The organism is Sorangium aterium (assembly GCF_028368935.1).
GTDB lineage: Bacteria > Myxococcota_A > Polyangia > Polyangiales > Polyangiaceae > Sorangium > Sorangium atrum.
This window is the reverse complement of record NZ_JAQNDK010000001.1, coordinates 1,029,153-1,050,728: the sequence shown is the minus strand read 5'-3', so window position 1 is coordinate 1,050,728 and position 21,576 is coordinate 1,029,153. Positions and strand designations below refer to the sequence as shown.

The window sequence follows — 21,576 nt, the reverse complement described above, 5'->3', positions numbered from 1 at the left end:
CACGGGTACACGAACTCGCACCCTCGCTCAAAGGGGCGTCCGGGTCGAACAGCTCGAACAGCCCTTGGCGGGCGGGGTCATCAGTAGATAGGGATGACCTCGTCCGACTGGCAGCAATAGTAGGCCGGGCTCTCCGGTGTCACCTGGCCCACGGCGACTCCGCCGGTCGGGGCGCACCTGCCCGGGTCTTCCCTGATCCATCGGGCCGCCATGCTCTCGAGCCGCAGATCCGGCCCCGCGACGCACTTCGGCCCGGCCATCGTCACCATCTCTGCGCCGAGGAGCTCGCGACAGCCGCCGTCCTCGTAGACCGAGACGAGCGCGGAGCACGTGGCGTCCTCGAGCTCCTCGCACGCGCACGGCGTGCAGCTGCGCGTGTCGTCGAAGCGCTCGGCGGCGGCCAGCAGATCGGGATACTGCTCAGGGCACTCCGGCGTGCGCTGCTGGAGATAGCGGATGCACATCGTGAAGCCCCCCGACCGCCGCCTGGGGGCCGCGACACACATCCTCGAGGGATCTCTGCACTTGTCCTTGTCGGCCGTGCCCGTGCACGCGCGCACCCGGGTGCTCGCGGGGGCGGCCAGCCCGGGCGGCGCTCCTCCGGGATCGTGCGTCGGGGCGCACGCGCTCACGGTCGGCGCCGGGATGAGGAACGAGCCGATCTCGCCCGAGGTCGCCGCGTCCGGCGCCGTACACGCGCCGCTCCACCCCTCGGGGGCGGCGAACGACGTGGACGCCGTCCCGTCGCACGTCGCCGAGGCGCTCCCCACAAGGCCTGACGGCAGCTCGCAGGAGGGCTTCGTGCAAAGGCACGTCGGACACGTGTGCTCGCCGTCGAAGCCGCTGTAACCGTCGAACACGAGATCCGGCGCCTCCGCCGGGCACTCCGGTGGGGACGTCCCGCCTGTCGCGTCGCCCCTCCAGAGCAGGATGGGAGCGTCGAACCCGGGGGCCGGCGGCGGCACGCACGCGCCGTCGCACACGGGGCACGGATCATTGCACTCGTGAGCATCCAGGCTGAAGCACGGCTCGTTGCACGAATAGATCTGGACAGCGCCGCCTTCCCAGCAGCCCGCGAAGCTGCCGGCGCCGGCGCCGGCGCCGGCGAGCGCGAGCGCGATGCCGAACGGGTCCTTCCTTCTCCTCATCGTGATGGTCCTTCTCGCGTGTCGCGTTTCGGCTCTTCGGCAGGGGGCACCGCGACGATCGCTCGGCGCAGCCCCAAGCCTCTCTCTTCCTGCTCCTTTCACGCCGGCGAGGCGACCCGACCGGGGGCGCGCGGCGCCCTTGTCACTCCGGAGCCAAGGAGAGCTCGCATGCGTATTTCATACTTGGGTCGGCGGGGCCAAGGAAGCTGAATCTTGTCGTTAAGGCACGATGAATTGAGTATATTTCGATAGGCCACGAGAAATTATCAGCAATTGTTGGTCGAGCGCTTTTCGTGAGAATCTCACCTTGGATGGTGGAAAGCACGGTGGCGCTGCCGCGCTGCCGGCGGGATCAGGCCGCGCCGGGCGTGGCGGGCGGCGCGCAGGGAGGCGCTGGGCAGCGCGAGCGGCTGCGGGCGAGAGCAACTTCAGGAGCCGAGGGCCTCCCGTGGCTCCGGAGCGTCCGTGGCGTACGCGCCGCCGACGGGTCTCTGCGCCGTGCGCTCGGGAGGAGCAGGCGCTTGTCCAGGTCCAAACCATACCGTATGGTATGGTTTGAAAGCGAGGCCAAGATGGATCCTCGTCTCTCGGGCGCGGCGGTCGTCGCCGCGCTCATCGTGCTGGTCGCCGGCGTGTCCCGGCCCGGAGCGCCGCACGGGGTGTCGCCGTGGACGCTGCTTGGCCTGCTCGCGATCCTGTGCGCGGCCGGGGGGCTGGGCGTCGGCGTCCCGCGGCGGGACGTGCTCGCCCTGGCATCGGGCGGCGCCCTCGGGGTGCTCGCGGCGATTCACGTCTACTGGGGTCTGGGAGGTGCGTGGCCCGGGGATGCTCGGCACGAGAAGGTGGAGATGGTGGTCGGCTTGCCGAAGGGGAGCCCCTTTCCTTCCCTCGGCGCGTGTCTCGTCGTGGCGTGTCTCCTGGCGTCGTCGGCCGCGCTGGTGCTGGCCCAGCGGTACGGCCGCGGCGGTTCGCCGACCCTGCTCCGGCCCGGCGCGTGGGCCGTCGCGCTGGTGCTCGGGGCGCGGGGCGTCGGCGGCTACTTCGACGCGCGCCTGCGGCCCGGCACGCGCGCGCTGCCGTATCATCGGCTGAACCGCCTCGTGTACTCGCCGCTCTCGCTCGCCCTCGCGGCCGCCGTCGCGGGCGCCACGCTCGACTGACCCGCATGGCGCGCACCTCGAGGAACGACTGGCTCGACCAAGGGCTCGACGCGCTCCGCGACGGCGGCGAGGGCGCGCTCACGGTCGACGGGCTCTGCGCGAGGCTCGGGCGAACGAAGGGCTCGTTCTATCATCACTTCGAGGACATCGCGGCGTTCCTCGCGGCGCTCCTCGCTCGCTGGGAGGAGCGGCAGACGTCGGCCCCGATCCACCACGCCGAGGCGGGCGGGAGCCCCGAGCAGAAGCGGCAGCGGCTCTCCGCGGTCGTGCGCTCGCTCGACGGCCGGCTCGAGCTCGCCGTGCGGGCGTGGGCGCTCCGAGACGTGCGCGCCGCGGCCGTGCTCCGGCGGGTCGACGCGTGCCGCGTCGACTACCTCGCGTCCCTGTACACCTCCGGGGGGAGCGCGCGCGGGGCCGCCCTGGTGCTCGCGCGGCTGGAGTACGCGGCTTTCATCGGCGCGCAGATGCTCTTCTCCGACCTCTCGGTCGATGGCGCGCGCTCGCTAGGGCTCGCGCTCGATCGCGCGCTCGAGCTCCTGGCCAAGGACGAGCGAGCTCTGCGTTTGGCTGAGGACCAATCTGCCACGTACTCGATGGGGGCTCGACAAGAAGACGTTCGTGGTAAGTCCCGATGTGGAAAGCGAACGCTGAAAGCTGAACCTGCTCGCTCGGCTGGCTGTTCTGATCCCGCTCGCCGCAGTTCGCGCGGCGAGGAAAAGTGAAGCCGAGGGCTTGAACTCCGAACGCAACACGAGTAAGGTTCGTCCGACCGCGACACGGCTACCTGTGTCATCTCACCCCGTCACATGGCTTGACGGGGGCGGCTACGCGAGACGCTCGGCTTTATCCCCGTGCCCCTCGTACGTCTTGGAGATGGCTGAAGGTGCTGTTGCCGCCTCCGGTAACGCCGAGCACTGCTCGGTACGCAGGAGGGGGATTTGCAGGGATCACTGAGCCCTTGCGACCTCGGTGTTGGCAATCATACAGATTGCGGCCGAGAGGGTTCCCCGACGGGTTTGCTGCTGTCGGCCGCCAAAGCGCAAGGTGCTACAAAAATGAAGAAGTTCTATTCGGCCGACGACCACGTCCTTCCGCGTCCGGTCGAAAGGCTACCTGACTACGCCAATGCCAAGGCCCGTCGTTCCCTCTCGGAGCGACTGGTTGAAGCCTTTGGCTTGTCCGGGCCAGCTGCTGACGCGGTTGCCAATGCTGTCGTGGACCCCTCTGCTGTCCGTAAGTACATTGGTGATGCTGCAGATCCCCAGGTCGAAGAGATAGCGGTTCCGGGAGGTACGGTTCTCGGCATTCGCACGATCGTCTGGTCTCGGCGGATCATGCCGGACCCTAGAAATCCACGGATCGGCCCCTCGCGTAAGCATCCAATCGCGGTCGAACCGGGTACCGCGGGTGAGGATTCCAGATTCCGACCGGTGCCCGAGCCGCGCTCACCCGAGGACAAGCTCGAAACCTCTCCCGAACTGGTTGTTGAGATTGAATCTAGGCACCACCTCGAATGGGCTTCGGCTCAGGCAGCGGACTATGTGCTCGCGGAGAACGATTGGCGTGTATCCATCGCATCGCAGGGCGTGATGGAAGCAGTGTGGGTCGCGGCAACAACTTATCTTCACGATGATGGATCGGCCCCGGTCACGGTGCCGACGACTGTCGAAGGCTCTTCTCGCACAACGGCGGTGCATGACCTGTTGAATGTTCGATCCTCGGACATTCCCTACGAAGACCCTGATCAGAAGCTGCGGACGCACTACCGCAAGTTGAACGAGGTGTATGAACGTGGCATCGCCACGGGGGAGCAGCTCGTCGCGCTTCGTTGCGAGCGGATGCCCGCGCTGATCTTGGTCGGCTTTCGTCGTAATGCGAGCAGCACGGCTGGGTTCCCGACTGCTGTGAAATCGCTTGTGGCGCTCCGCCACGTCGATCCGCCCAAGCCGTGGGGTGATGGGCCGGAAAATGAGTCGCTAGCCGACGAGGTGCTGGATGAGCTGTGCCGACGGAAGCTGATCACTACGACCGAGCGTGCCTACTACGCCGGGGCCTACACTAAGACCGAAGCCAGGGCAGCGCGTCTCTCAGATAACCCGGCCTGCCGAGCCGCCAAGATCGTGGCGCTGTTCGCGCAGACGGACGAGCGGACGAGCGAGGCCATTCGTGTCGCTGTGACGAGCCAGTCCACACGGAAGCGGATCACGAAGAAGATGTGCAACGAATTGGCCACAGCTCTCATCGTGAGGTCTGTGGCCGGCGATGTCGGGAAGATTGACCAGGTGCGTCGTTATATGCGTCATGCCTTCGGTCAGACTGTCCATCACGAAAAGTGGGAGAGCACAGATCGGGACACCGATTCGCTGGCGAAGGAAGCCTTGGCCGACGTCCTGCGTTCGATCGGAGACGATACCATTACCGAGCCAGGACCGGCGTCCCTCGAGCTGGCCGTGCGGGCGGCGTATCCATTAGTGGTGACTGGCGGGCTCAACGCCGACCGGGGGACAGCGAATAACAATCAGCCGGATCGCCGGACGCCCGGAGAAGTCTTGGATGCAATGCGTCGCACGGTTGCCGGTATTCACCAGCTTGTGCAAGCGCTCAAGGACTTCGCTGCGGACCAGTACATCCGAGCGGTCGATGAGAAGGGGGATGTCAGGAAGCGGGCTGACGGCATTGGCGATTTAGTCGTTAGTGACATCTATCTCCGCGAGCAGTTTCCGCCTCCGGGAAAGGTCCGCGCCCGTAGCTCCGGCACGACGCCCATGGAGCAACTCAAGACCCGTCTGGCCGATCTAAGCGATGCGATGGACAGGCTGGAGGATGCGTTCAAGGCGGTTGGCGAGGTTAAGGGCAACGACGGCCACCCTCTCGTTGACGTTGATGGTGTCGATATCCAGTTTTGCTCTGTGCGACGTCAGCTTCTCAGCCGGATCGGTGACGAACTGAACATCTGGGGCCGGCTCTACCGGCGCCGCCACGGTACGGCGACTGTCACGGCTTCTGCGGATGATACAGACGACCGAGATAACGGAGGGGACGATTTCGACGCCGAGGTCGACGACGTCTACAACTCGTCCTATGAGAGCTGGGATGAGTCTAGCAAGGCGAAGTATGATGAAACGACGACATGACGTCTGAGTAGCCAGATTCCGGCAGGCATGCATATCGTGTTCGCACGATTCAGGGCGCCAGCCATCATTCGCTAGCTCGAAGCAGGCGATTTTTCAGGGCAAACATTCTAGGTCACGCCTCTTCGACTCCACCTGGCGATACGTCCTGATCTTCGCTCGGAGGCTTCACGCCTCCTCTCTCCTGACCACGAGAGTCTACCGCTGCGACCCCTGGAGCGCGTCCACGGCGTCGAGCTGGGGCTGGAGCTGGGCGCGCTCCTCGCCGGAGAGCGGCGCCGCGTCGATCTCGTCGCGCAGGGCGCGGGCGCGCGCCTGTTCGCCCAGGGCGACAGCGAGTTCGAGCCGCGCGGCGAGGGCGCGGACGCGCTCGAGCGGGTCGTCCGCCCCCTTCCGGGCGAGCGCCACGTCGAGGACCTTGGCGGCCGCGGCGTCGTCGTTCTTGAAGTCGCGCAGCCGCGCCGCCGCGCGTAGGGCCTTGCCCAGCCTCGAGTCCGAGCGCGACCTGGCGGCCCCGTCGTCGTCGTCCGGCGCGTCCCGCCGGATGAAGATCACCGAATTGCCCGCGACGTCGACAACCCTGAAGCGGCTCTGCCCCTTCTTCATGCGCGAGATCCGGGGCAGGCCGGAGATCGGCAGCTTGCCGTACGCCCGCCGCAGCCCCTCCGCGAAGGTCTCGTGGAGCCGCTCGACCTCGGGCACGATCACCAGGCACGTGCTGTACGCCTGCGTGGGATCCAGCCCCTTGAGGCCCATGAAGTGCAGCTGGACCTCCCCGCGTTGCGTCGCCGCATACACGTACGGCGCTTTCTGCTGGTGGGTGACCTCGAAGCCCAGGGCGCCGTAGAACGCCAGGGTCTCGGGCAGCGACACGCACGGGAGCACGGGAATCGTCATCGCTTCGCTCATGGGATCACGCCTTTCGAGCGGGTCGCGTGGGCGACGCCGCGTCCTCTTCGAGCACACGTCCGGCCTGTCGCAGCGCATCGACGGTCGCGCGCAGGCTCGACAGATCGAGCCGCTTGCCGATCCGGTCCGCCCACGCGGCGTGGCGCGCCTCGACCTGCCGCAGGGCCTCGCGCCCTGCCGCCGTCATGGAGATGAGTTTGGCCGTGCGGTGATGCGGGTTCTCGACGTACTCGACGAAGCCCTCGCGCTCGAGGGCGTCCGCTATCTGCTGCACGCCCTGGCGGGTCAGCCCCATCGTCCGAGCGACGTTCGAGACCGGCGCCGGGCCATGGTCCACGACGCCGAGCACCTGCCAGCGCGCGCTCGTGAGCCCCGCCGGCCTGGCCAGGGCGTCCCCGGCCTCGAGCGCCAGACCATTCAAGCGGAACACCTCGATCACCAGCTCGCTGAGCGCGGTCGCCTCCGCGGTGAGCTTCGTCATGGACATCAAGTTGTCATGTTGACAAGTACTTGTCAAAAGAAACGCCGCGCCGGCGTTCTCCAATCGACCTGGTTTGCGTCTCGGGGAGCTCGGCGCGGCGGGAGGCCCGGCGGGATGTTCAAGGGCGCGGATCTCATGCCAGGTTTGAAAGCAGAGATCTCAGAATCGAAAGGTATCGGGGGCATCCTTAAGGGTAACCCCAGGAACAGAGAAGGGGAGAGCCTTGGCTCGACTCCTGCTAAACACGGAGGCCAGAGCGCCCGTGACGGCATCCCCCCCCGCCGTCGAATGGGCGCTCCGTTTTTTGTGCCGCGGATCGGGGCAAGGGACGCGCAGCCCGACGATGCCGTTGATCGGCACCTTGCACGCGGGATGGGCGTCCAGGGCACGTGGATGGCTGAGCGTGCATGGACTCCCTGGCTTCCGCCGAGCCCCTGGATTTGCTAATTCCGGGGCGCCACGGGGGAGGTTCTCCCGGCTGCCCGGCGGCGCATTAACGACATCCGCGTGAGATCCCCAGGCGCACTCTTCTCCCTCGCGCTCGCGGCCGCCGCCACCTTTCATGCTGGCGAGGCGCGCCCTCAGCCTGCAGGCGGCCCGGCCGGTGAATCGGCAGGAACCGGAGGGACGCCGGCGCCCGGCGCAGCCCCGGCCGAGCCGCCGGCGTCCGAGGTTCCCGTCGGGTCGGCCGCGGCGCCCGCGGGGATCGAGGTCACCGTCGAGGGCAACCGGGCTCCGCCGGGCTCCGTCTCGCTCACGCGGCGCGACGTCCGCGAGCTGCCCGGCGCCCTCGGCGACCCCTACCGCGCGATCGAGATCCAGCCCGGCGTGACCTCCATCGCGAGCGGCATGCCGTACTACTACATCCGCGGCGCGCCGCCGGGGAACATCGGCTACTTCTTCAACGGCATCCAGGTCCCGCTCCTCTTTCACGTGGGCGCCGGCCCCAGCGTCATCCCGGCCGCGATGGTCCAGCGCGTCGAGATGCACCTCGGCCCCTATCCCGCGGACATCGGGCGGCTCGCGGGCGCGGCGATCGAGGCCGAGAGCGCGCCGCCGTCCGACGTCTGGCGCGGGGAGGGGAGCCTCCGGTTCGTCGACCTCGGCGGCGTCGTGGAAGGGCCGATGGACAGGGACACCCATGTCCTCGTGGGAGGCCATTACGCCGCCGGCGCGGCGCTCACGTCGGCGCTCGTCCCGAGCGTCGATGTGGGCTACGCCGACTACCAGGGGCGGATGACGTACCGGCTCGGGCCGGAGGAGCGCTTCACCGTCTTCGCCTTCGGCGCGTACGACTACCTCGCCAGCATCGGCAAGGTGCGCGGCGCCGAGGTGACCGACGTCCTCCTCGACAGCGACTTTCATCGCCTGGACCTGCGCTACGACCGCGACGACGACACCTTGGGCGCGCGCGTCAGGTCGGCGCTCACCCTCGGGCTCGATCGGTCGCGCGGGGTGGGCGTGCAGAGCGCCGAGGCCTGGAAGCTCAACGCGAGGATAAGCCTGGCCCGGCCCATCCTCGCGGGGCGCGCGCTCCTGCGGGTGGGCGTCGACGCGGCGGTCGACCGCTACGTGGTGACGCCGCACCCCAGCGGAGCGGACGGCGAGGCCGATGGCGGCGCGTCCACCGAGGAGGACACGCCCGCCGAGGGGACGGCCCAGCTCGACGAGAGCTTCCCCGAGCTCTTCCGCAGCCGGCTCGACCTGGCGCTGGGCGCGTGGGCGGACGCGCTGATCGTGCTCGACGAGCGGTCCACCCTCACGCCCGGCGTGCGCGTGGACCACTACACGTCGCTCGGCAAGAGCGCGCTCGCCATCGACCCGAGGATCGTCGGCCGCTTCGGCGTCGGCGACCACGTGCGGCTCATCCCGGCGCTCGGCCTCGCCTCGCAGCTGCCCGGCCTCGCCCCGCTGCCGGCGCTCCAGATCGGCGGCATCCCGGGGGGGCTGCAGCGCAGCCTGCAGTCGAGCTTCGGCGTCGAGGCCGACGCGGGTCCGGTCAACTTCAGCGCCACGGTGTTTCGACAGGTGACCCTCGGCCTGAGCGATCCGATCGGGACGGGCCGCGGCACGAACCTCAGCACGGAGCGCTTCCTCACGCGGAGCCTCGGCGACACGTACGGTCTGGAGCTCGGGGCGCGCGGGGCGCTCCGCCGCGACATGTTCTTCCTGGCGTCGTACACGCTGTCGCGCTCCACGCGCACGCGGGGAAAGTCGACGGTCCCCTCCGCCTACGACCGGACGCACGTGGCGCACGTCGCGCTGCTCTACGACCTCGGCGCGGGCTGGCGCGCCGGGATCCGCCATGTCTTCTACACCGGCTTTCCCGCCGACGAGGCCGCCCCGGGCCGCCCCCCGCGCGAGCACCCGGATCGCATCGCGCCGTTCTACCGGCTCGACATGCGCCTGTCGAAGCGCTGGGCGCTTGGCGCGCGGAGCTACCTCGGGCTCGTGCTCGACGTGCAGAACGCGACGCTGGCGAAGGAGGTGTTCGACGTGAGCTGCGACGACAGCGGGTGCACGCCGCGGAAGCTCGGGCCCATCACGATGCCTGGGCTCGCGATCGAGGGCGGTTTCTGAGGGGATAGGGGAAAAAGACGCCGACGACGCCGACGACGCCGGCGACGTCGCGGCAGACCGGCTGATCCGACGGCCGCGCGAGCTACCGGTGGAGCACCTCGAAGAGCTGCTTCAGCATGAGGTACGTCAGCCCCCAGACGACCCGCTCGTCCACGAGCAGGCACGGGAGCTGGAGGACGTTTCCCTCGTGCGTGTACGCGTAACGCGAGGTGCGCTCGCCGCGCGCGAGCGGCCCGAGCGGCGTCCAGAGCGCCTCGGCCACCTCGTCGCTCAGGGTGAGCTCCGGCGTGGAGCGCAGCGCGAAGACGAACGGGGCGACGATCATCCCGGCGCGCCGCCCGCGCGCGACCGCCGGGACCTCGGGCAGGCGCGCGAGCAGGGTCCCGTGCGCCGCGAGGTCGATCCCCACCTCTTCCCGCGTCTCGCGGATCGCCGTGGCGAGCAGGCTCTCGTCCGCCGGTTCGCGCCGCCCGCCCGGGAGCGCCATGTGCCCCGACCAGGGATCGGCCGGGTGCTCGGCCCGGCGGATCAGGAGGAGCTCGGCCTCCCCGGGCTCCCTGCCCCCCGCAGGGTCGAGCGCCGTGCCCAGAGGTCCCGCAGGCGCCCGCAAGATCGCGGCGACAGCGGCCTGGCGCTCCTGCGTGAGCAGGTCGAGCGCGGCCTCGCGCCCGTCGAGGCGGGCCATGATGGCGGCGAGGTCGTAGGAGGAGAGCACCGTGGTCAGGATAGCATAATATCTATCGCTATTTAGAGCGCGGCGGCTGCGCTCGGGGATCCATCGCGCGGCGGGCCCGGAGGCAAGGCACGCAGGCCGCACGCCGTGCCCCGGCCATGGCGCGACGCGCCGCGGCCCTCCGTGCGAGCGCCGTCAGGGAGCCGCCGTGGCGAAGGTGTCCCACGCGTCGCAGAGCTCTCTCTTCAGGCCGGCCTGCGGAGCGATCTCGAGATCGAGGGCGAGGCTCTCGTCCCCCTCCGCTTCATACCTCGGCCACGTGACGGCGCCCTCGCCGTTGGGGTCCCCGCTCGCCGCGAGGCGCGACCAGTACCCCATGATCTTCTGCGACATCCCGAGCTCGCCCGCGGTCAGCGGCTCCGGCAACACCAATGTCGGGTTGCCAAACACGAACTTGATCTCGGAAGAATGGAAGGCGCCGAGATCGCCGAGCAGCGAGCTCTCGGGCGCATAGGTGAAATGATAGAGATACGTCGCCGCGCCGCCGCCCGCGAGCGCGCGCGCCGCCCGCCGCGTCGGGCACACGAACATCGAATCGCCGAGCGCCGCGATCGCCGCCGCCTGCGCCGAGCCGTAGGTCTGGCTCGGGTAGAGCGCCACCACCTCCTCGCCGTGGCCCGGGGCGAGCGTCTCGGCGAACGTCTCGAACGCGGCGTCGTCGGCGACCGCCGCGGACTCGCCCCAGAGCGCGACGAAGAGCGTGCCCTCGTCCGCGTTGCTGCCGAGGATCGTCGGCACCTTCTCGAAGCTCCCGGCCTCGAGGAGCTTGCCCGGCCTGTCGGGGAGGTTCCACCCGTCGACGACCGGGAACCACGTCGGGCCGGCGCCCTCGAGGAAGGCCGCGCCCCGCGGCAGCGCGCTCATGACCTCCTCGGCCGACTTGCCGCGCAGGCACTCGAGGACCGACGGCGCGTCGGTGCAGCCCAGCGCCTCGACGAGCTCTTGCCCTTGCGCGCTGGCCGCCGCCTCGTCCGCGGCGGAGTCGCACGGTCCGCTCTCGATGATGGCGCGCTGGAACAGGCCTTTGCTCTTGGGCGAGACCAGGTGCATGCAGACGCTGATGCCGCCCGCGGACTCGCCGAACAGCGTGACCTTGCCCGGATCCCCGCCGAACGCGGCGATGTTGGCCTTGACCCATTCGAGCGCGGCGCGCTGGTCCTCGAGGCCGTACGCGCCCGTCGAGGGGTGATCGGGATCCTCCGACTTGAGCTCCGGGAGGGCGAGGAACCCGAGCGGGCCAAGGCGGTAGTTGAAGGTGACCACCACCGACCCGGTCGCCTCGGAGAGCGCCCGGCCGTCGTAATCGGCCTCCCCGCCGCTGCCGAGCTCGAAGCCGCCGCCGTGAATCCAGACGAGGACGGGCAGGGGAGAGGACGCCGGGCGCTCGGGCGTCCAGACGTTCAGGGTGAGGCAGTCCTCTCCCGAGCTCTCATTGAAGCCCGGGGTGAGCAGGTCCATCTGCGGGCAAGGGACGCCGACCTCGACGGCAGCCCGCGGCTCGGTCCACGGCTCGTGCCGCGCGGGCGATCTCCAGCGCAGGTCCCCGACAGGCGGCGCGGCGTACGGGATGCCCAGGAAGCTGCGCGTCGCGCCGACGCGCGCGCCCTCCACCGGACCCGCCTCCGTCTCGACGAGCGGCGCAGCCGCGTCGCTGCCGCCGGACCCACCGGCGCCGCCCGAGCCGCCGGCGCCGCCCGAGCCGCCGGCGCCGCCCGAGCCGCCGGAGCCCTCCAGAGCCGGCTCGCTCGAGCTGCAGGCGGCAGCGAGCAGGCCAAGAAGAATGGTGTGCGACAATGAAGGTCGAATAGGCATGATCGTCTCCGTCAAGAGCAAATCGTGAATGCAGGACCGTGGGAAGAGGCGAGCGCGGCGCCGAGGACGCAGGTGGCGATGAAGGCCGCCAGTCGGCGGAGCGACGTTCTGCGCACGCGGAATTCAACCATGAAGCGCGAGCGGTGGTGCTGGAATTTGACGTGGTTGTCTGAGAAGCTCCCACTGTGACAGCTTCGTGCTGCGGCGCAGGCCGCCTTGACATGGCGGATGGCGCGAACGCCTTCTGTGCGCATGGCAACTCATCGCAACGACGGGATCGCGGGCGGCGCCGGGCGTCGAGAGGCTCCGGCGCATAGGTACCAGGGTCGCGCGGCCCGGACCGGGAGATCAGGCTGGTCGTGGCTGCTGTCATGCATGGTCATGGCCGGCGCCCTGACCGAGAGCGCGTGCAGCTCGGATCCTGGCCCTGGAGGACCTGGGGGAAGCGGCGGCATGGCGGCGTCCAGCGGGGGCGCGGGCGGCGAGGGCGCAACCACGGCGACCGGGGCGGGGGGAGAGGAGGGAGAGGGGGGTGGAGGCGAGATCACGCCGGTCATGCCCGATATCCACCCCGAGGTGTTCGGCACGTTCGACACGTCGGAGCTGACGGTGTTCGCGTTCAGCCAGGTGGAGGTGAACGAGGCGGATCCCCAGGTGCTCGAGCTCGCCCCGGACATGGTGCCGAGAGCGTGGCAGCGCTGGCGCGATACCGGGATCGAGGCCGACGACTATGACGCCGAGTATCTGGCGAGCTGCCGCGAGCGCGGTGTCCGCTTCGTCGCGGGCAGCACCGCATCCATCCTCTTCGACGACGAGGTCGACAGCGACGAGCAATTTCGGGAGCAGACCACGCGCAACGCCGCGGGCGAGCTCGTCGCCCACGACCAGATCGTGCCAGGCGCCCACCGGTCGAGCATGGCGTCCCCGAGCTACAGGGCGCGGCTCGTCGAGATTGGCAAGCTCCAGATCGACCTCGGCGTCGACGGGCTGAACTTCGACGAGATCAACGGCGGCTACGGGGGCGCGGAGTACGATGGCAACGAGGGGTTCGACGACCACCATGTCGCGGACTTCGGCAACTACCTCTGTCGCAAGCACGGCGGCCGTCCGGACGGCTGGCAGCAGGGGTTCGATCTCCTCCCCGAGGACGGGCTCGACTGCGGAGGAGCGCCGGAGACGGCCGGGAGAGGCTTCGATTTCCGCGGCTACCTCCAGCGCGTGAACGCAACGGCGAAGCCCTTCGACAGCGGGAACGAGCTGCTCGTCGAGGAGTGGGGTCGGACCGTGGGGAACCGCCCAGACCCGCAGGTCGGGACGTTCGTCGAGATCTATCCGGCGCTCGTCTACTGGCAGGAGGTGGTGCTCGAGCTCCGCCGCTACGCGCGCGAGCAGCACGGCCGCGAGATCTTCATCTCGTCGAACGGCATCGTGCCGTTCGTCGACATGCAGAGCGTGGGCCTGTACGACTGGAACATCGACGGCGACGGCCCGCGCGGCATGAACTGGGTGCCTGTCGTGGAGGGGCACCTCGACGGGACCGTGTCGTTCCAGACCGCTCTGCGGGGGCTCAAGGCGCGCTCGAAGCGCGTTCAAGCCCTCGTCGGTGGCAAGGAAGTGCCCCTGATGTTGTTCCTGGACTGGCCCAATGACATGATGAACCGCTACTACGGGCTCCCGCTGGAGGAGCGGAAGGACTATTTCCGCGTCTACGCCGCGGAGGCCTACGCGAACGGCCTGTACTTCGCCCTGCCGCTGCACACGACAACGGACGAGAGCACGGCGACCGCGCTCGAGATGATGGAGTTCTTCGCGCGCTTCCGCGACTTCTACAAGTCCCACGAGGGCCTGTACCACGGAGCGACGGACCTCGCCGGGCCCGTGACCCTCTCCTTCGAGGAGTGCGCGTCCGCCGAGCAGCCCGAGGCGTGCGCTGGCGAGAAGAAGATGAGCCATAACCTCGTGCGGCTCGCGGACGGCCGCACGGTGCTCCACGTGATCAACCACGAGTACAGCGCAGGCGTGGTGGAGCAAGAGGGGGTGACGGTGAGCTTCCCCGTGGACGCGAGCCCGACGCAGGTCACCGCCGCGTCGATCGACTTCGAGGAAGATCGCGCGGTGCCCTTCTCGTACGAGGACGGCGTGGTCACGGCGCAGATCGGGGCGCTCCCGGCCTCCGTCGCGATCGTCGCCGAGTGAGCCGGGCAGCGCCGCCGGTCGAGCTGTCCACCCGGGGCGCATCGCCGACCTTCTCCGGGTCAGGCCCGCAGCCGAGCGCGACGAGCCCGAGATGTGTCCGGCGGCGCTCCATGCCGCACAGCAGCGCTAGTGCATAAGCGGCGGCGCGTGCTCGCCTGTGCGGGTGTCACCGGAGCGCGGCTCGACCGCCATCTCGCCGGTGAGCACCGTCAGCGCGACCTTGATGGCAATCGTGAGCACCATGAACCCCACGGCCCAGATGCCCGCCGTGATCTTCCACTCGGCCATCGAGGGCACATACTCGACGAGCTCGTGCAGGGTGCTCGGCACGAAGCCCGGGATGATGAGGCCCATGCCCTTCTCGATCCAGACGCCGGCGAAGGCGGCGACGCAGGCGGCGTTGAGGAAGGCCCGGCTCCCGCGGCTCGCCGGGAGGTGCAGGAGCGCCGCGGAGGCCACGTTCAGCGCGACGGCCGACCAAATCCAAGGCACGAGCGCGCTCTTGCCGTGCAGGCCGAAGAACAGGTAGGTCACGGCGGTGCTGTGCGTGCCGCCCGTGTAGAGCGACGTGAAGAGCTCCGAGCCCAGCATGAACAGGTTGAGCAGGACGGTCACGCGGAGCACGGAGGTGAGCGTGCGGATCGGCCCGTCGCCCACGCGCAGCCGGGTCAGCCGGGCGACGAGCTGGAGCAGCAGGATCACGAAGGCCGGACCCGTGATGAAGGCAGAGGCGATGAAGCGGGGGGCGAGCAGCGCCGAGTTCCAGAACGGGCGGCCGCCGAGGCCCGAGTAGAGGAACGCCGTCACCGTGTGGATCGACACCGCCCACCCGATGGACAGGAACACGAACGGCAGATACCACTTCCTGTCCGGCTTCCTGCCCAGGTACCTCGTGTAGATGAGGTAGCCCGAGATGTGCAGGTTGATGAACAGGTAGCCGTTCAGGACGATGACGTCCCATGTCAGCATCGAGATTGGCCAGTTGAACCGCCCGAGCCCGGGCAAGATGTGCCAGAACCTGTCCGGGCGCCCCATGTCGGCCACGATGAACAGGAGGCACATGACGATGGCGGCGATCGCGAGCAGCTCGCCGAGGATCACGACGTCGTGCATCTCGTGGTCGTCGTAGAGATACGCCGGGATCACCATCATCACGGCGCCCGCCGCGAGCCCCACGCCGAAGGTGAAGTTCGCGATGTAAAGGCCCCACGAGACGTGGTCGCTCATGCCGGTGACCCGCATGCCCTCGACGAGCTGGTGGGCCCAGGCGTTCGCCCCGACGAGGGCGATCGCCGTGAGCACGGTCATCCAGAGATAGAAGCGCCACGAGCCCTCGAAGCTCTGGCCGATCACCCGGAGGAGGAAGCGCGGGTAGGTGATGGCGTGCGTGTCCTTGCCCATCGTGGCTCCGCTCGCTCAGACGTCGAAGAAGTAGAAGAAGCGCGGCCGCGTGCCGAGCTCCTCCTTGAGGACGAAGATCCGCTTGTTCTCGAGCACCCAGCGGATCTCGCTCTTCGGATCCAGGAGGTTGCCGAAGACGCGCGCGCCCGTGGGGCAGGCCTCGAGGCAGGCCGGCATCCGGCCCTCGCGCGTCCGATGCAGGCAGAAGGTGCACTTCTCCACGACGCCCTGGGGCCGGATGCGGTTCGACAGGTAGCCCTGATCCGGGTTGATCTCGCCCGCGGGCACCTCGGGCTTCGTCCAGTTGAAGCGCCGCGCGTGGTAGGGGCAGGCGGCCTCGCAGTAGCGGCAGCCGATGCACCAGTTGTAATCGACGGCGACGATGCCGTCGGGCTCCTTCCAGGTCGCCTGGACGGGGCAGACCTTCACGCAAGGCGCGTTGTCGCACTGCTGGCACTGCACCGGCATGTAGTACTTGCCCTTCGCGGGCACGGCGTGCTCGTACGTCGCGTCGCCCTTCTCCATGTCGAAGCTGCCCTGATCCATCTCGAGCACGCGGATGTAGGAGTTGTTCGTGCGCCGATCGTGGTTGTTCTCGACGTGGCACGCCTCGGCGCACTTGCGGCAGCCGATGCACACGCTGAGGCTGAGCGCGTAGCCGAACTGCACCCCTTCCTGAGGGCGGATGTCGCGGATCGTGACCTCGCGGCCGTACTCCTCGCGCGTCTCCCGCTCGAGGCGGCGGATGCCCTCGGCGAGCTCTTCGCTCGTGAGCTCCTTGTAGTGGCGCTGCAGGAACTGATCGAGCGAGAGGTCCTTGCTCCACGCGCGGAGCGGCTCCATCGCGTGGGCGAACGCGGAGGCGCCGAGCGTGGCTCCGAGCACCTTGAGCGCGACGCGCCTCGTTGTCTGGGTCATCGGTGGGCTCCTTCTCCTGTGCCGGGCGCCGCCACGAAGCGGTCGCGCGGGGGCAGGACGGGCATCGACGGCTGGAATGCCGGCACGTGTGGATCGTGGCAGTCGACGCAGTGGTTGCGCACGCGCGCTCCGCCCGCGTAACTGCCGTTCATCCCGCCGTGCGCCCCGTTCGCGTAGTCGCGGAGCTGGGGGCCGTGGCACTGGGCGCAGAGCTGCATGGCGTCGCGCATCGGGACGAGCGTGCCGTCGGCCTTGCGCAGCGTGTCCTGCTCGCCGATCACATGGCACGAGGCGCAGCTCAGCCCGCCGTGCTCGAACCTCAGCCCCACGTGGAACTCGTCGAGCTCCGCCGTCGAGGTCGGCAGCGCATCGGGCCTGCGGAGCGAATGGCACGTCACGCACGCCGCGCGGATCGGCCGTCCTAGGGAGTCCCGCCTGTCCGTCGAGACACCGGAGAGCTTGTCAGGGCGGTGGACGCTGGCGGAGGCGATCGGCGTCGCGTCGAGCGCGGGGCGCAGCCCGGGCGGCTGGTCGCGATCCTGGCAGCCTGCCGCGTGCGCCACGCACAGGAGCCCCAGGATCACGGCGGCTCCAGGAAGATGAAGAGAGGCGTGCACGGCTCGAACCACATCGCACGCCACGTGCCATCACGCGTGTCCGGGGCGGCGCCGAGGCCCGCGGCTCGACACGGTGCAGGGCGCGCGTTCCGACGCACCGTTTGCGCATCCCAGCGCTCCTCGTGCGCCGCGGATCTCCGGTGAGGCGAAGGGACAGGCTGCGATGCGCGGGCGTTCCGGCGAGGAGATCGTGTGGCCCGGACGTTGCGACGTTGCGATGTCGCGATGCGACGCTCGACCCGCTCGACCGCATCCACCCGATCAACCCCAGCCAGGCGTGCCGATGCCCATCAGTGCTCTTGTCATCACGCTCTCCGATGAGCCCAGCGCGCGAGCGCGCGCGTGTCGCTCGCTCGCCGCAGAGGCGGCGCTCTCGCTCGGTCCTCCGTGTGGATCGAGGCTACCCGCGATCGCCGAGACAGCGACCCTGGTCGCCGGGGAAGAGCTCGTGGAGCGGGTGCTCTGCACCGACGGCGTGGACTTCGTCGACGTGGTCTCGGTCGACTTCTCGGATCTGGAGCCATGATGGATCGCCGCGAGTTTCTGAGGTGCTCCGCGATGGGCGCGGCGACCGTGGCCGCCAGTCGGCTCGCGCTGGGCAAGGACGGCGTCGCCGCCGCCCAGGCGGCGCCCGGGGCGGGGATCACCTCCGATGTGGTCTGGAACAAGGCGCCGTGCAGGTTCTGCGGCACCGGCTGCCACGTGCAGGTGGGCGTGAGAGGGGGCCGCGTGGTCGCGGTCGCGGGCGACCAGAGCGCGGACGTCAACAAGGGCCTGCTCTGCGTGAAGGGGTATCACGTCGGCCTCGCCCTCTACGGCAGAGACCGACTCACGAAGCCGCTGCTCCGCAGGAACGGCAAGCTCGAGCCCATCGGCTGGGACGAGGCCATCGCGATCATCGCGCGGCGCGCGATGCAGAGCCCGGCGGGGTTCGCGCTCTACGGCAGCGGCCAGTGGACGATCCCCGAGGGGTACGCGGCGAACAAGCTCGTGAAGGCCGGGCTCGGGAACAACCAGATCGACCCGAACGCGCGCCTCTGCATGGCGTCGGCGGTGACTGGCTTCCTCTCCACCTACGGCGTGGACGAGCCGGCCGGCTGCTACGAGGATCTCGACAGGTGCGATGTCCTCCTCATGTGGGGGAACAACCCGGCCGAGATGCACCCCGTGCTCTTCTCGCGCGTCGTCGACCGTCGATCGAAGGGCGAGCAGGTGCTCCTCATCGATCTCACGACGCGGCGCACGCGCACCTCGGCCTTCTGCCAGCACACGCTGGTCTTCAAGCCGAACACCGATCTTGCGATCGCGAACGGCATCGCGCACCTGCTCGTCGAGCGCGGGACGTTCGACCGGGCGTTCGTCGACCGGTTCTGCAACTTCCGGAAGCGGACCGAGCCCCCGACCCTCGAGGGGCAGCCGATGAGCTTCGAGGAGTACAAGACGGCGCTCGCCGAATACACGCCGGAGCGGGTGGAGGCGATCTCGGGCGTCGCCGCGAAGGACATCCGGATGCTGGCGGATCTCTTCGGGCGCCGCGATCTGCGGATCACGAGCCTCTGGTGCATGGGGATGAACCAGCACACCCGCGGCACCGCGATCAACGATCTGGTGCACGGCGTGCACCTGCTCAGCGGCCACTTCGGCAAGCCCGGCGACGCCCCGACCAGCCTGACGGGCCAGCCGTCGGCCTGCGGCACGGTGCGCGAGGTCGGCACGCTCGCCCACGGGCTCCCCGGCGGCCTCGTCGTCACGAACGCCGAGCACCGGAAGGAGGCCGAGCACCTCTGGAACCTGCCCGCGGGGCGGATCAACCCGAAGCCCGGCTACCACACGGTCGACCTCTGGAAGCGCTTCTCGACCCCGAAGGAGCAGGGCGGCGACATCGACACCATCTGGGTGATGGTGACCAATCCAGGCCAGTCGTTGCCGAACACCAACGAGCTCTTCGACGCGAGCCGCAAGATCCCGGGCAAATTCCTCATCGTGTCCGACGTCTACCCGACGGCCACGGTGCGCGCCGCGGATCTCGTCCTGCCCTCGGCCATGTGGGTCGAGAAGAACGGGATGTTCGGCAACTCCGAGCGCCGCACGCAGCAGTGGTTCAAGATGGTCGAGCCGCCCGGCGAGGCGCGGGACGATGCATGGCAGATCATCGCCGTGGCGCGCAAGCTCCACGACATGGGCTTCGCCGGGATGAAGGACAAGGACGGCCGTTTCCTGTTCGACATCCGGAAGGACGGCAAGGGAGTGCCGGTCTGGGACTACAGGCATTACCACGACGTCAACGTCGACGAGCAGCTCTTCGAGGAGTACCGCGAGTTCAGCCGGTTCAAGCACAAGGACCTGGCGCCGTACCGCGAGTACGTCAAGGCGCGCGGCCTGCGCTGGCCCGTCGTCGAGCAGCCCGACGGCTCGTGGCGGGAGACGCGGTTCCGCTTCGCGCGGTTCGACGACCCTTATGCCACGAAGGACGAGATCCAGTTTTATCACTCGGTGACGAAGGACGACCGGGCGCTCCTCTGGTTTCACCCCTACGAGCCGCCGCCCGAGTCGCCCGACGCGGAGTATCCCTTCTGGCTGTGCACGGGCCGCGTCCTCGAGCACTGGCACACGGGGTCGCTCACCATGAGGATACCCCAGCTACAGCGGGCGATGCCGCAGTCGTACCTGGAGATGAACCGCGAGGACGCGCGGAGGCTCGGTGTCGGCGACGGCGAGGTCGTGATCCTGGAGAGCCGGCGCGGCGCGCTCGAGCTGCCTGTCTGGATCGAGGGCCGGGGCGCGCCGCCGGCCGGCACGGTGTTCGTGCCGTTCTTCGATGAGACCGTGATGGTGAACCGCGCGACGCTCGAGGCGTACGATCCGCTCTCGAAGCAGCCGGACTACAAGAAGTGCGCGGTCAAGATCCGCCGCAAACCGCAGGGCAAGCGGGGAGAGGCGCGATGAAGGACGCCCGCGGCCTGCACGTCGGCCTCGCCGCGATCGTCGCTGTCGCGGCGGCGGGCTACTTCTCGGGGGTCCGCGGCACGGAGCGGGGGGTCGCTGAGCTGCGCGGCGATCCCGCTCCGCCCTCGGCGAGCGTCGAGGCGCGCAGCTACGCCGACATGCGCGAGCGCGCGCACGGCCCGAACGCCGGCATGTACGAGGGCGCATTCGCCCGGCTCGAGGCGGCGGACGCCGATCTCTACGCGCCTGTCGAGCAGTCGGAGGCCGATCGAGAGGCGGCGCTCGAGCGGCGCGCTTCCCGCCGCGCCTATGATGGCGCGCCGCCCACGATACCGCATCGCATCGAGCAGCTCGGCGCCCCGGACTGCCTTTCGTGCCACGAGCGCGGGCTGCGCGTCGCGAACCTCACCGCGCCAAGGATGAGCCACCGTCGCTACGAGAGCTGCACGCAGTGCCATGTCGTCGGCGCCGACCCGAGGCCGCTCGCGGAGACGCCGCCTCCGCCCGACAACACCTTTGCGGGCATGGCGTCGCCGCGGCGAGGCGCCCGCGCCTACGAGGGCGCGCCGCCGACGATCCCGCACCCGACGCTGATGCGCTCGGAGTGCGCGAGCTGCCATGGTGTCCATGGCGCCCTCGGGATGCGCTCGACCCATCCTTACCGGCAGAGCTGCACCCAGTGCCACGCGCCTTCGGCCGAGCTGGATCAGCGCGCGCCCAGGCCCCTCTCCGCGTGGCCACCGCCGAGCATGGGAGCGGACAGGCCATGAAGCTCCACACCGTGGATGAGACGGAGAGCGCGCCTGAGATCCGGATGCCGCCATTGCAGGAAGCGGTGCTCGACGAGGCGACCCTCGAACAGCTCTTCTTCGACCTCGCCGAGGCCGCGGAGCTCGTCTCGGTGTCGCTCAAGGCCGGTGCGACTGCCCGCGCAGGGGATCTCCAGCGGGCCGGCAGCGCGGGCGGCGAGCTCGCCCTCGCCCGCCGCGCGCTCGTCGACGGGACCGCGCTCGGGGTGCAGATCCGTTATCGCTTCGCCGGCTCGGAGTGGTGGGATACGCTGCTCCGGATCCCCTCCGGCGTGCGCCTCGTGCGGGTCCGGATCGAAGACGCCCTGGGATAGCGCCTCACGCCCGCGTGGCGCCGTCCTTATGGGTGATCAAAGGCCGAACGGCGACCACCCACGCTTGCTTGGAGACCAGCGCATCACCCGGGCGACCGCATGCCCTCTACAGTGCCTGCGCGATCTGCCGACGGCTCACCTTTCGTGACTGGCCGAAGCCGATCCACGTCGTGGACGAATGAACACGCCGACTCAACAGGCGCCCTCGGCCAATCTGCGCCCGGCGAGCGCCGCTCGCGAGGCGCGCAGCCGCCTGGACACCGGGCAGAACACCTCGGTTCGGAGCGGCGGCCCACGTCCATATCCTGGTCGTACAGCCCTGTGCCTTGGCTTTTCCATTGGTTGCGCGATTCTCTTGTCAGCCAGCAAATTCACCGTATACTGATTGTGAGTCGCGCTCCTGCCGTCCGCCATGTCGTCG

At 69.3% G+C, this 21,576-nt stretch carries 17 protein-coding genes; 9 read left to right on the top strand and 8 right to left on the bottom strand.

Features of this window, described 5'->3' with window-relative positions; all coding sequences use genetic code 11:
* Window positions 1-80: 80 nt before the first annotated feature.
* Window positions 81-1,148 carry a hypothetical protein gene (locus POL72_RS03730; protein ID WP_272093612.1) on the bottom strand — a complete coding sequence of 356 codons (1,068 nt, stop codon included), beginning with the start codon at window positions 1,146-1,148 and terminating at the stop codon, window positions 81-83.
* A 545-nt stretch (window positions 1,149-1,693) separates the two neighbouring features.
* On the opposite strand from POL72_RS03730, the gene POL72_RS03725 reads away from it, so the two are divergent.
* The 3 genes from POL72_RS03725 to POL72_RS03715 all read left to right on the top strand — a co-directional run bounded on the left by POL72_RS03725 (window position 1,694) and on the right by POL72_RS03715 (window position 5,442).
* The gene (locus POL72_RS03725; RefSeq protein ID WP_272093611.1) at window positions 1,694-2,308 is read left to right on the top strand and encodes a DUF3995 domain-containing protein; all 615 of its coding nucleotides are present in this window, start codon (window positions 1,694-1,696) and stop codon (window positions 2,306-2,308) included.
* Window positions 2,309-2,313: 5 nt separating this feature from the next.
* Entirely contained in the window at window positions 2,314-3,030 is a 717-nt protein-coding gene (locus POL72_RS03720) for a TetR/AcrR family transcriptional regulator (protein ID WP_272093610.1), read from the top strand.
* Window positions 3,031-3,363: 333 nt separating this feature from the next.
* Window positions 3,364-5,442: a hypothetical protein gene (locus POL72_RS03715; RefSeq protein ID WP_272093609.1), complete on the top strand. Its 2,079-nt coding sequence runs from the start codon at window positions 3,364-3,366 to the stop codon at window positions 5,440-5,442.
* A gap of 195 nt (window positions 5,443-5,637) precedes the next feature.
* Here the strand turns inward: POL72_RS03715 and POL72_RS03710 are convergent, their stop codons facing one another.
* A complete protein-coding gene (locus POL72_RS03710; RefSeq protein WP_272093608.1) occupies window positions 5,638-6,348 on the bottom strand; it encodes a DUF8817 family protein in 711 nt (236 codons plus the stop codon).
* 4 nt (window positions 6,349-6,352) lie between these two features.
* Window positions 6,353-6,829 (bottom strand): MarR family winged helix-turn-helix transcriptional regulator, encoded by a 477-nt coding sequence (locus tag POL72_RS03705; RefSeq protein ID WP_272093607.1) that lies wholly within the window; start codon window positions 6,827-6,829, stop codon window positions 6,353-6,355.
* A 507-nt stretch (window positions 6,830-7,336) separates the two neighbouring features.
* On the opposite strand from POL72_RS03705, the gene POL72_RS50155 reads away from it, so the two are divergent.
* Window positions 7,337-9,409 (top strand): TonB-dependent receptor plug domain-containing protein, encoded by a 2,073-nt coding sequence (locus POL72_RS50155; RefSeq protein ID WP_272093606.1) that lies wholly within the window; start codon window positions 7,337-7,339, stop codon window positions 9,407-9,409.
* Between the two features lie 82 nt (window positions 9,410-9,491).
* On the opposite strand, the gene POL72_RS03695 is transcribed toward POL72_RS50155, so the two are convergent.
* Window positions 9,492-10,124: an NUDIX hydrolase gene (locus tag POL72_RS03695; RefSeq protein WP_272093605.1), complete on the bottom strand. Its 633-nt coding sequence runs from the start codon at window positions 10,122-10,124 to the stop codon at window positions 9,492-9,494.
* A 153-nt stretch (window positions 10,125-10,277) separates the two neighbouring features.
* Window positions 10,278-11,954 (bottom strand): carboxylesterase/lipase family protein, encoded by a 1,677-nt coding sequence (locus POL72_RS03690; RefSeq protein WP_272093604.1) that lies wholly within the window; start codon window positions 11,952-11,954, stop codon window positions 10,278-10,280.
* 453 nt (window positions 11,955-12,407) lie between these two features.
* On the opposite strand from POL72_RS03690, the gene POL72_RS03685 reads away from it, so the two are divergent.
* Complete coding sequence (locus POL72_RS03685) at window positions 12,408-14,150, top strand: hypothetical protein (RefSeq protein WP_272093603.1); 1,743 nt, start codon at window positions 12,408-12,410, stop codon at window positions 14,148-14,150.
* A 126-nt stretch (window positions 14,151-14,276) separates the two neighbouring features.
* On the opposite strand, the gene dsrP is transcribed toward POL72_RS03685, so the two are convergent.
* The 3 genes from dsrP to POL72_RS03670 are packed head-to-tail and all read right to left on the bottom strand — an operon-like array spanning window position 14,277 to window position 17,086.
* A complete protein-coding gene (dsrP, locus tag POL72_RS03680; protein ID WP_272093602.1) occupies window positions 14,277-15,551 on the bottom strand; it encodes a sulfate reduction electron transfer complex DsrMKJOP subunit DsrP in 1,275 nt (424 codons plus the stop codon).
* Between the two features lie 15 nt (window positions 15,552-15,566).
* Window positions 15,567-16,469, bottom strand: coding sequence for a 4Fe-4S dicluster domain-containing protein (locus tag POL72_RS03675; protein ID WP_272093601.1), 903 nt, complete (start codon window positions 16,467-16,469; stop codon window positions 15,567-15,569).
* Window positions 16,466-17,086 (bottom strand): hypothetical protein, encoded by a 621-nt coding sequence (locus POL72_RS03670; RefSeq protein ID WP_272093600.1) that lies wholly within the window; start codon window positions 17,084-17,086, stop codon window positions 16,466-16,468. The genes POL72_RS03675 and POL72_RS03670 overlap by 4 nt, the downstream gene beginning before the upstream one ends.
* A 283-nt stretch (window positions 17,087-17,369) precedes the next feature.
* Here POL72_RS03670 and POL72_RS03665 point away from each other — a divergent pair, with 283 nt between their 5' ends.
* From POL72_RS03665 to POL72_RS03650, 4 genes are read left to right on the top strand one after another with little or no spacing between them, the layout of a single operon-like run.
* On the top strand, window positions 17,370-17,612 hold the full coding sequence (locus POL72_RS03665) for a hypothetical protein (RefSeq protein ID WP_272093599.1): 243 nt from the start codon (window positions 17,370-17,372) through the stop codon (window positions 17,610-17,612).
* A complete protein-coding gene (locus POL72_RS03660) occupies window positions 17,609-20,032 on the top strand; it encodes a molybdopterin-dependent oxidoreductase (RefSeq protein ID WP_272093598.1) in 2,424 nt (807 codons plus the stop codon). The genes POL72_RS03665 and POL72_RS03660 overlap by 4 nt, the downstream gene beginning before the upstream one ends.
* Window positions 20,029-20,802: a nitrate reductase cytochrome c-type subunit gene (locus tag POL72_RS03655; RefSeq protein WP_272093597.1), complete on the top strand. Its 774-nt coding sequence runs from the start codon at window positions 20,029-20,031 to the stop codon at window positions 20,800-20,802. The genes POL72_RS03660 and POL72_RS03655 overlap by 4 nt, the downstream gene beginning before the upstream one ends.
* Complete coding sequence (locus POL72_RS03650) at window positions 20,799-21,155, top strand: hypothetical protein (protein WP_272093596.1); 357 nt, start codon at window positions 20,799-20,801, stop codon at window positions 21,153-21,155. Before POL72_RS03655 ends, POL72_RS03650 begins: the two co-directional genes overlap by 4 nt.
* The last annotated feature ends 421 nt before the right edge of the window (window positions 21,156-21,576 follow it).

Excerpts from the sequence above, each read along its gene's own strand:
- POL72_RS03730 (WP_272093612.1), bottom strand. The coding sequence starts at position 1,148 with ATGAGGAGAAGGAAGGACCCGTTCGGCATCGCGCTCGCGCTCGCCGGC.
- POL72_RS03725 (WP_272093611.1), top strand. The coding sequence starts at position 1,694 with ATGGTATGGTTTGAAAGCGAGGCCAAGATGGATCCTCGTCTCTCGGGC.
- POL72_RS03720 (WP_272093610.1), top strand. The coding sequence starts at position 2,314 with ATGGCGCGCACCTCGAGGAACGACTGGCTCGACCAAGGGCTCGACGCG.
- POL72_RS03715 (WP_272093609.1), top strand. The coding sequence starts at position 3,364 with ATGAAGAAGTTCTATTCGGCCGACGACCACGTCCTTCCGCGTCCGGTC.
- POL72_RS03710 (WP_272093608.1), bottom strand. The coding sequence starts at position 6,348 with ATGAGCGAAGCGATGACGATTCCCGTGCTCCCGTGCGTGTCGCTGCCC.
- POL72_RS03705 (WP_272093607.1), bottom strand. The coding sequence starts at position 6,829 with ATGACGAAGCTCACCGCGGAGGCGACCGCGCTCAGCGAGCTGGTGATC.
- POL72_RS03690 (WP_272093604.1), bottom strand. The coding sequence starts at position 11,954 with ATGCCTATTCGACCTTCATTGTCGCACACCATTCTTCTTGGCCTGCTC.
- POL72_RS03685 (WP_272093603.1), top strand. The coding sequence starts at position 12,408 with ATGGCGGCGTCCAGCGGGGGCGCGGGCGGCGAGGGCGCAACCACGGCG.
- dsrP (WP_272093602.1), bottom strand. The coding sequence starts at position 15,551 with ATGGGCAAGGACACGCACGCCATCACCTACCCGCGCTTCCTCCTCCGG.
- POL72_RS03675 (WP_272093601.1), bottom strand. The coding sequence starts at position 16,469 with ATGACCCAGACAACGAGGCGCGTCGCGCTCAAGGTGCTCGGAGCCACG.
- POL72_RS03665 (WP_272093599.1), top strand. The coding sequence starts at position 17,370 with ATGCCCATCAGTGCTCTTGTCATCACGCTCTCCGATGAGCCCAGCGCG.
- POL72_RS03660 (WP_272093598.1), top strand. The coding sequence starts at position 17,609 with ATGATGGATCGCCGCGAGTTTCTGAGGTGCTCCGCGATGGGCGCGGCG.
- POL72_RS03655 (WP_272093597.1), top strand. The coding sequence starts at position 20,029 with ATGAAGGACGCCCGCGGCCTGCACGTCGGCCTCGCCGCGATCGTCGCT.
- POL72_RS03650 (WP_272093596.1), top strand. The coding sequence starts at position 20,799 with ATGAAGCTCCACACCGTGGATGAGACGGAGAGCGCGCCTGAGATCCGG.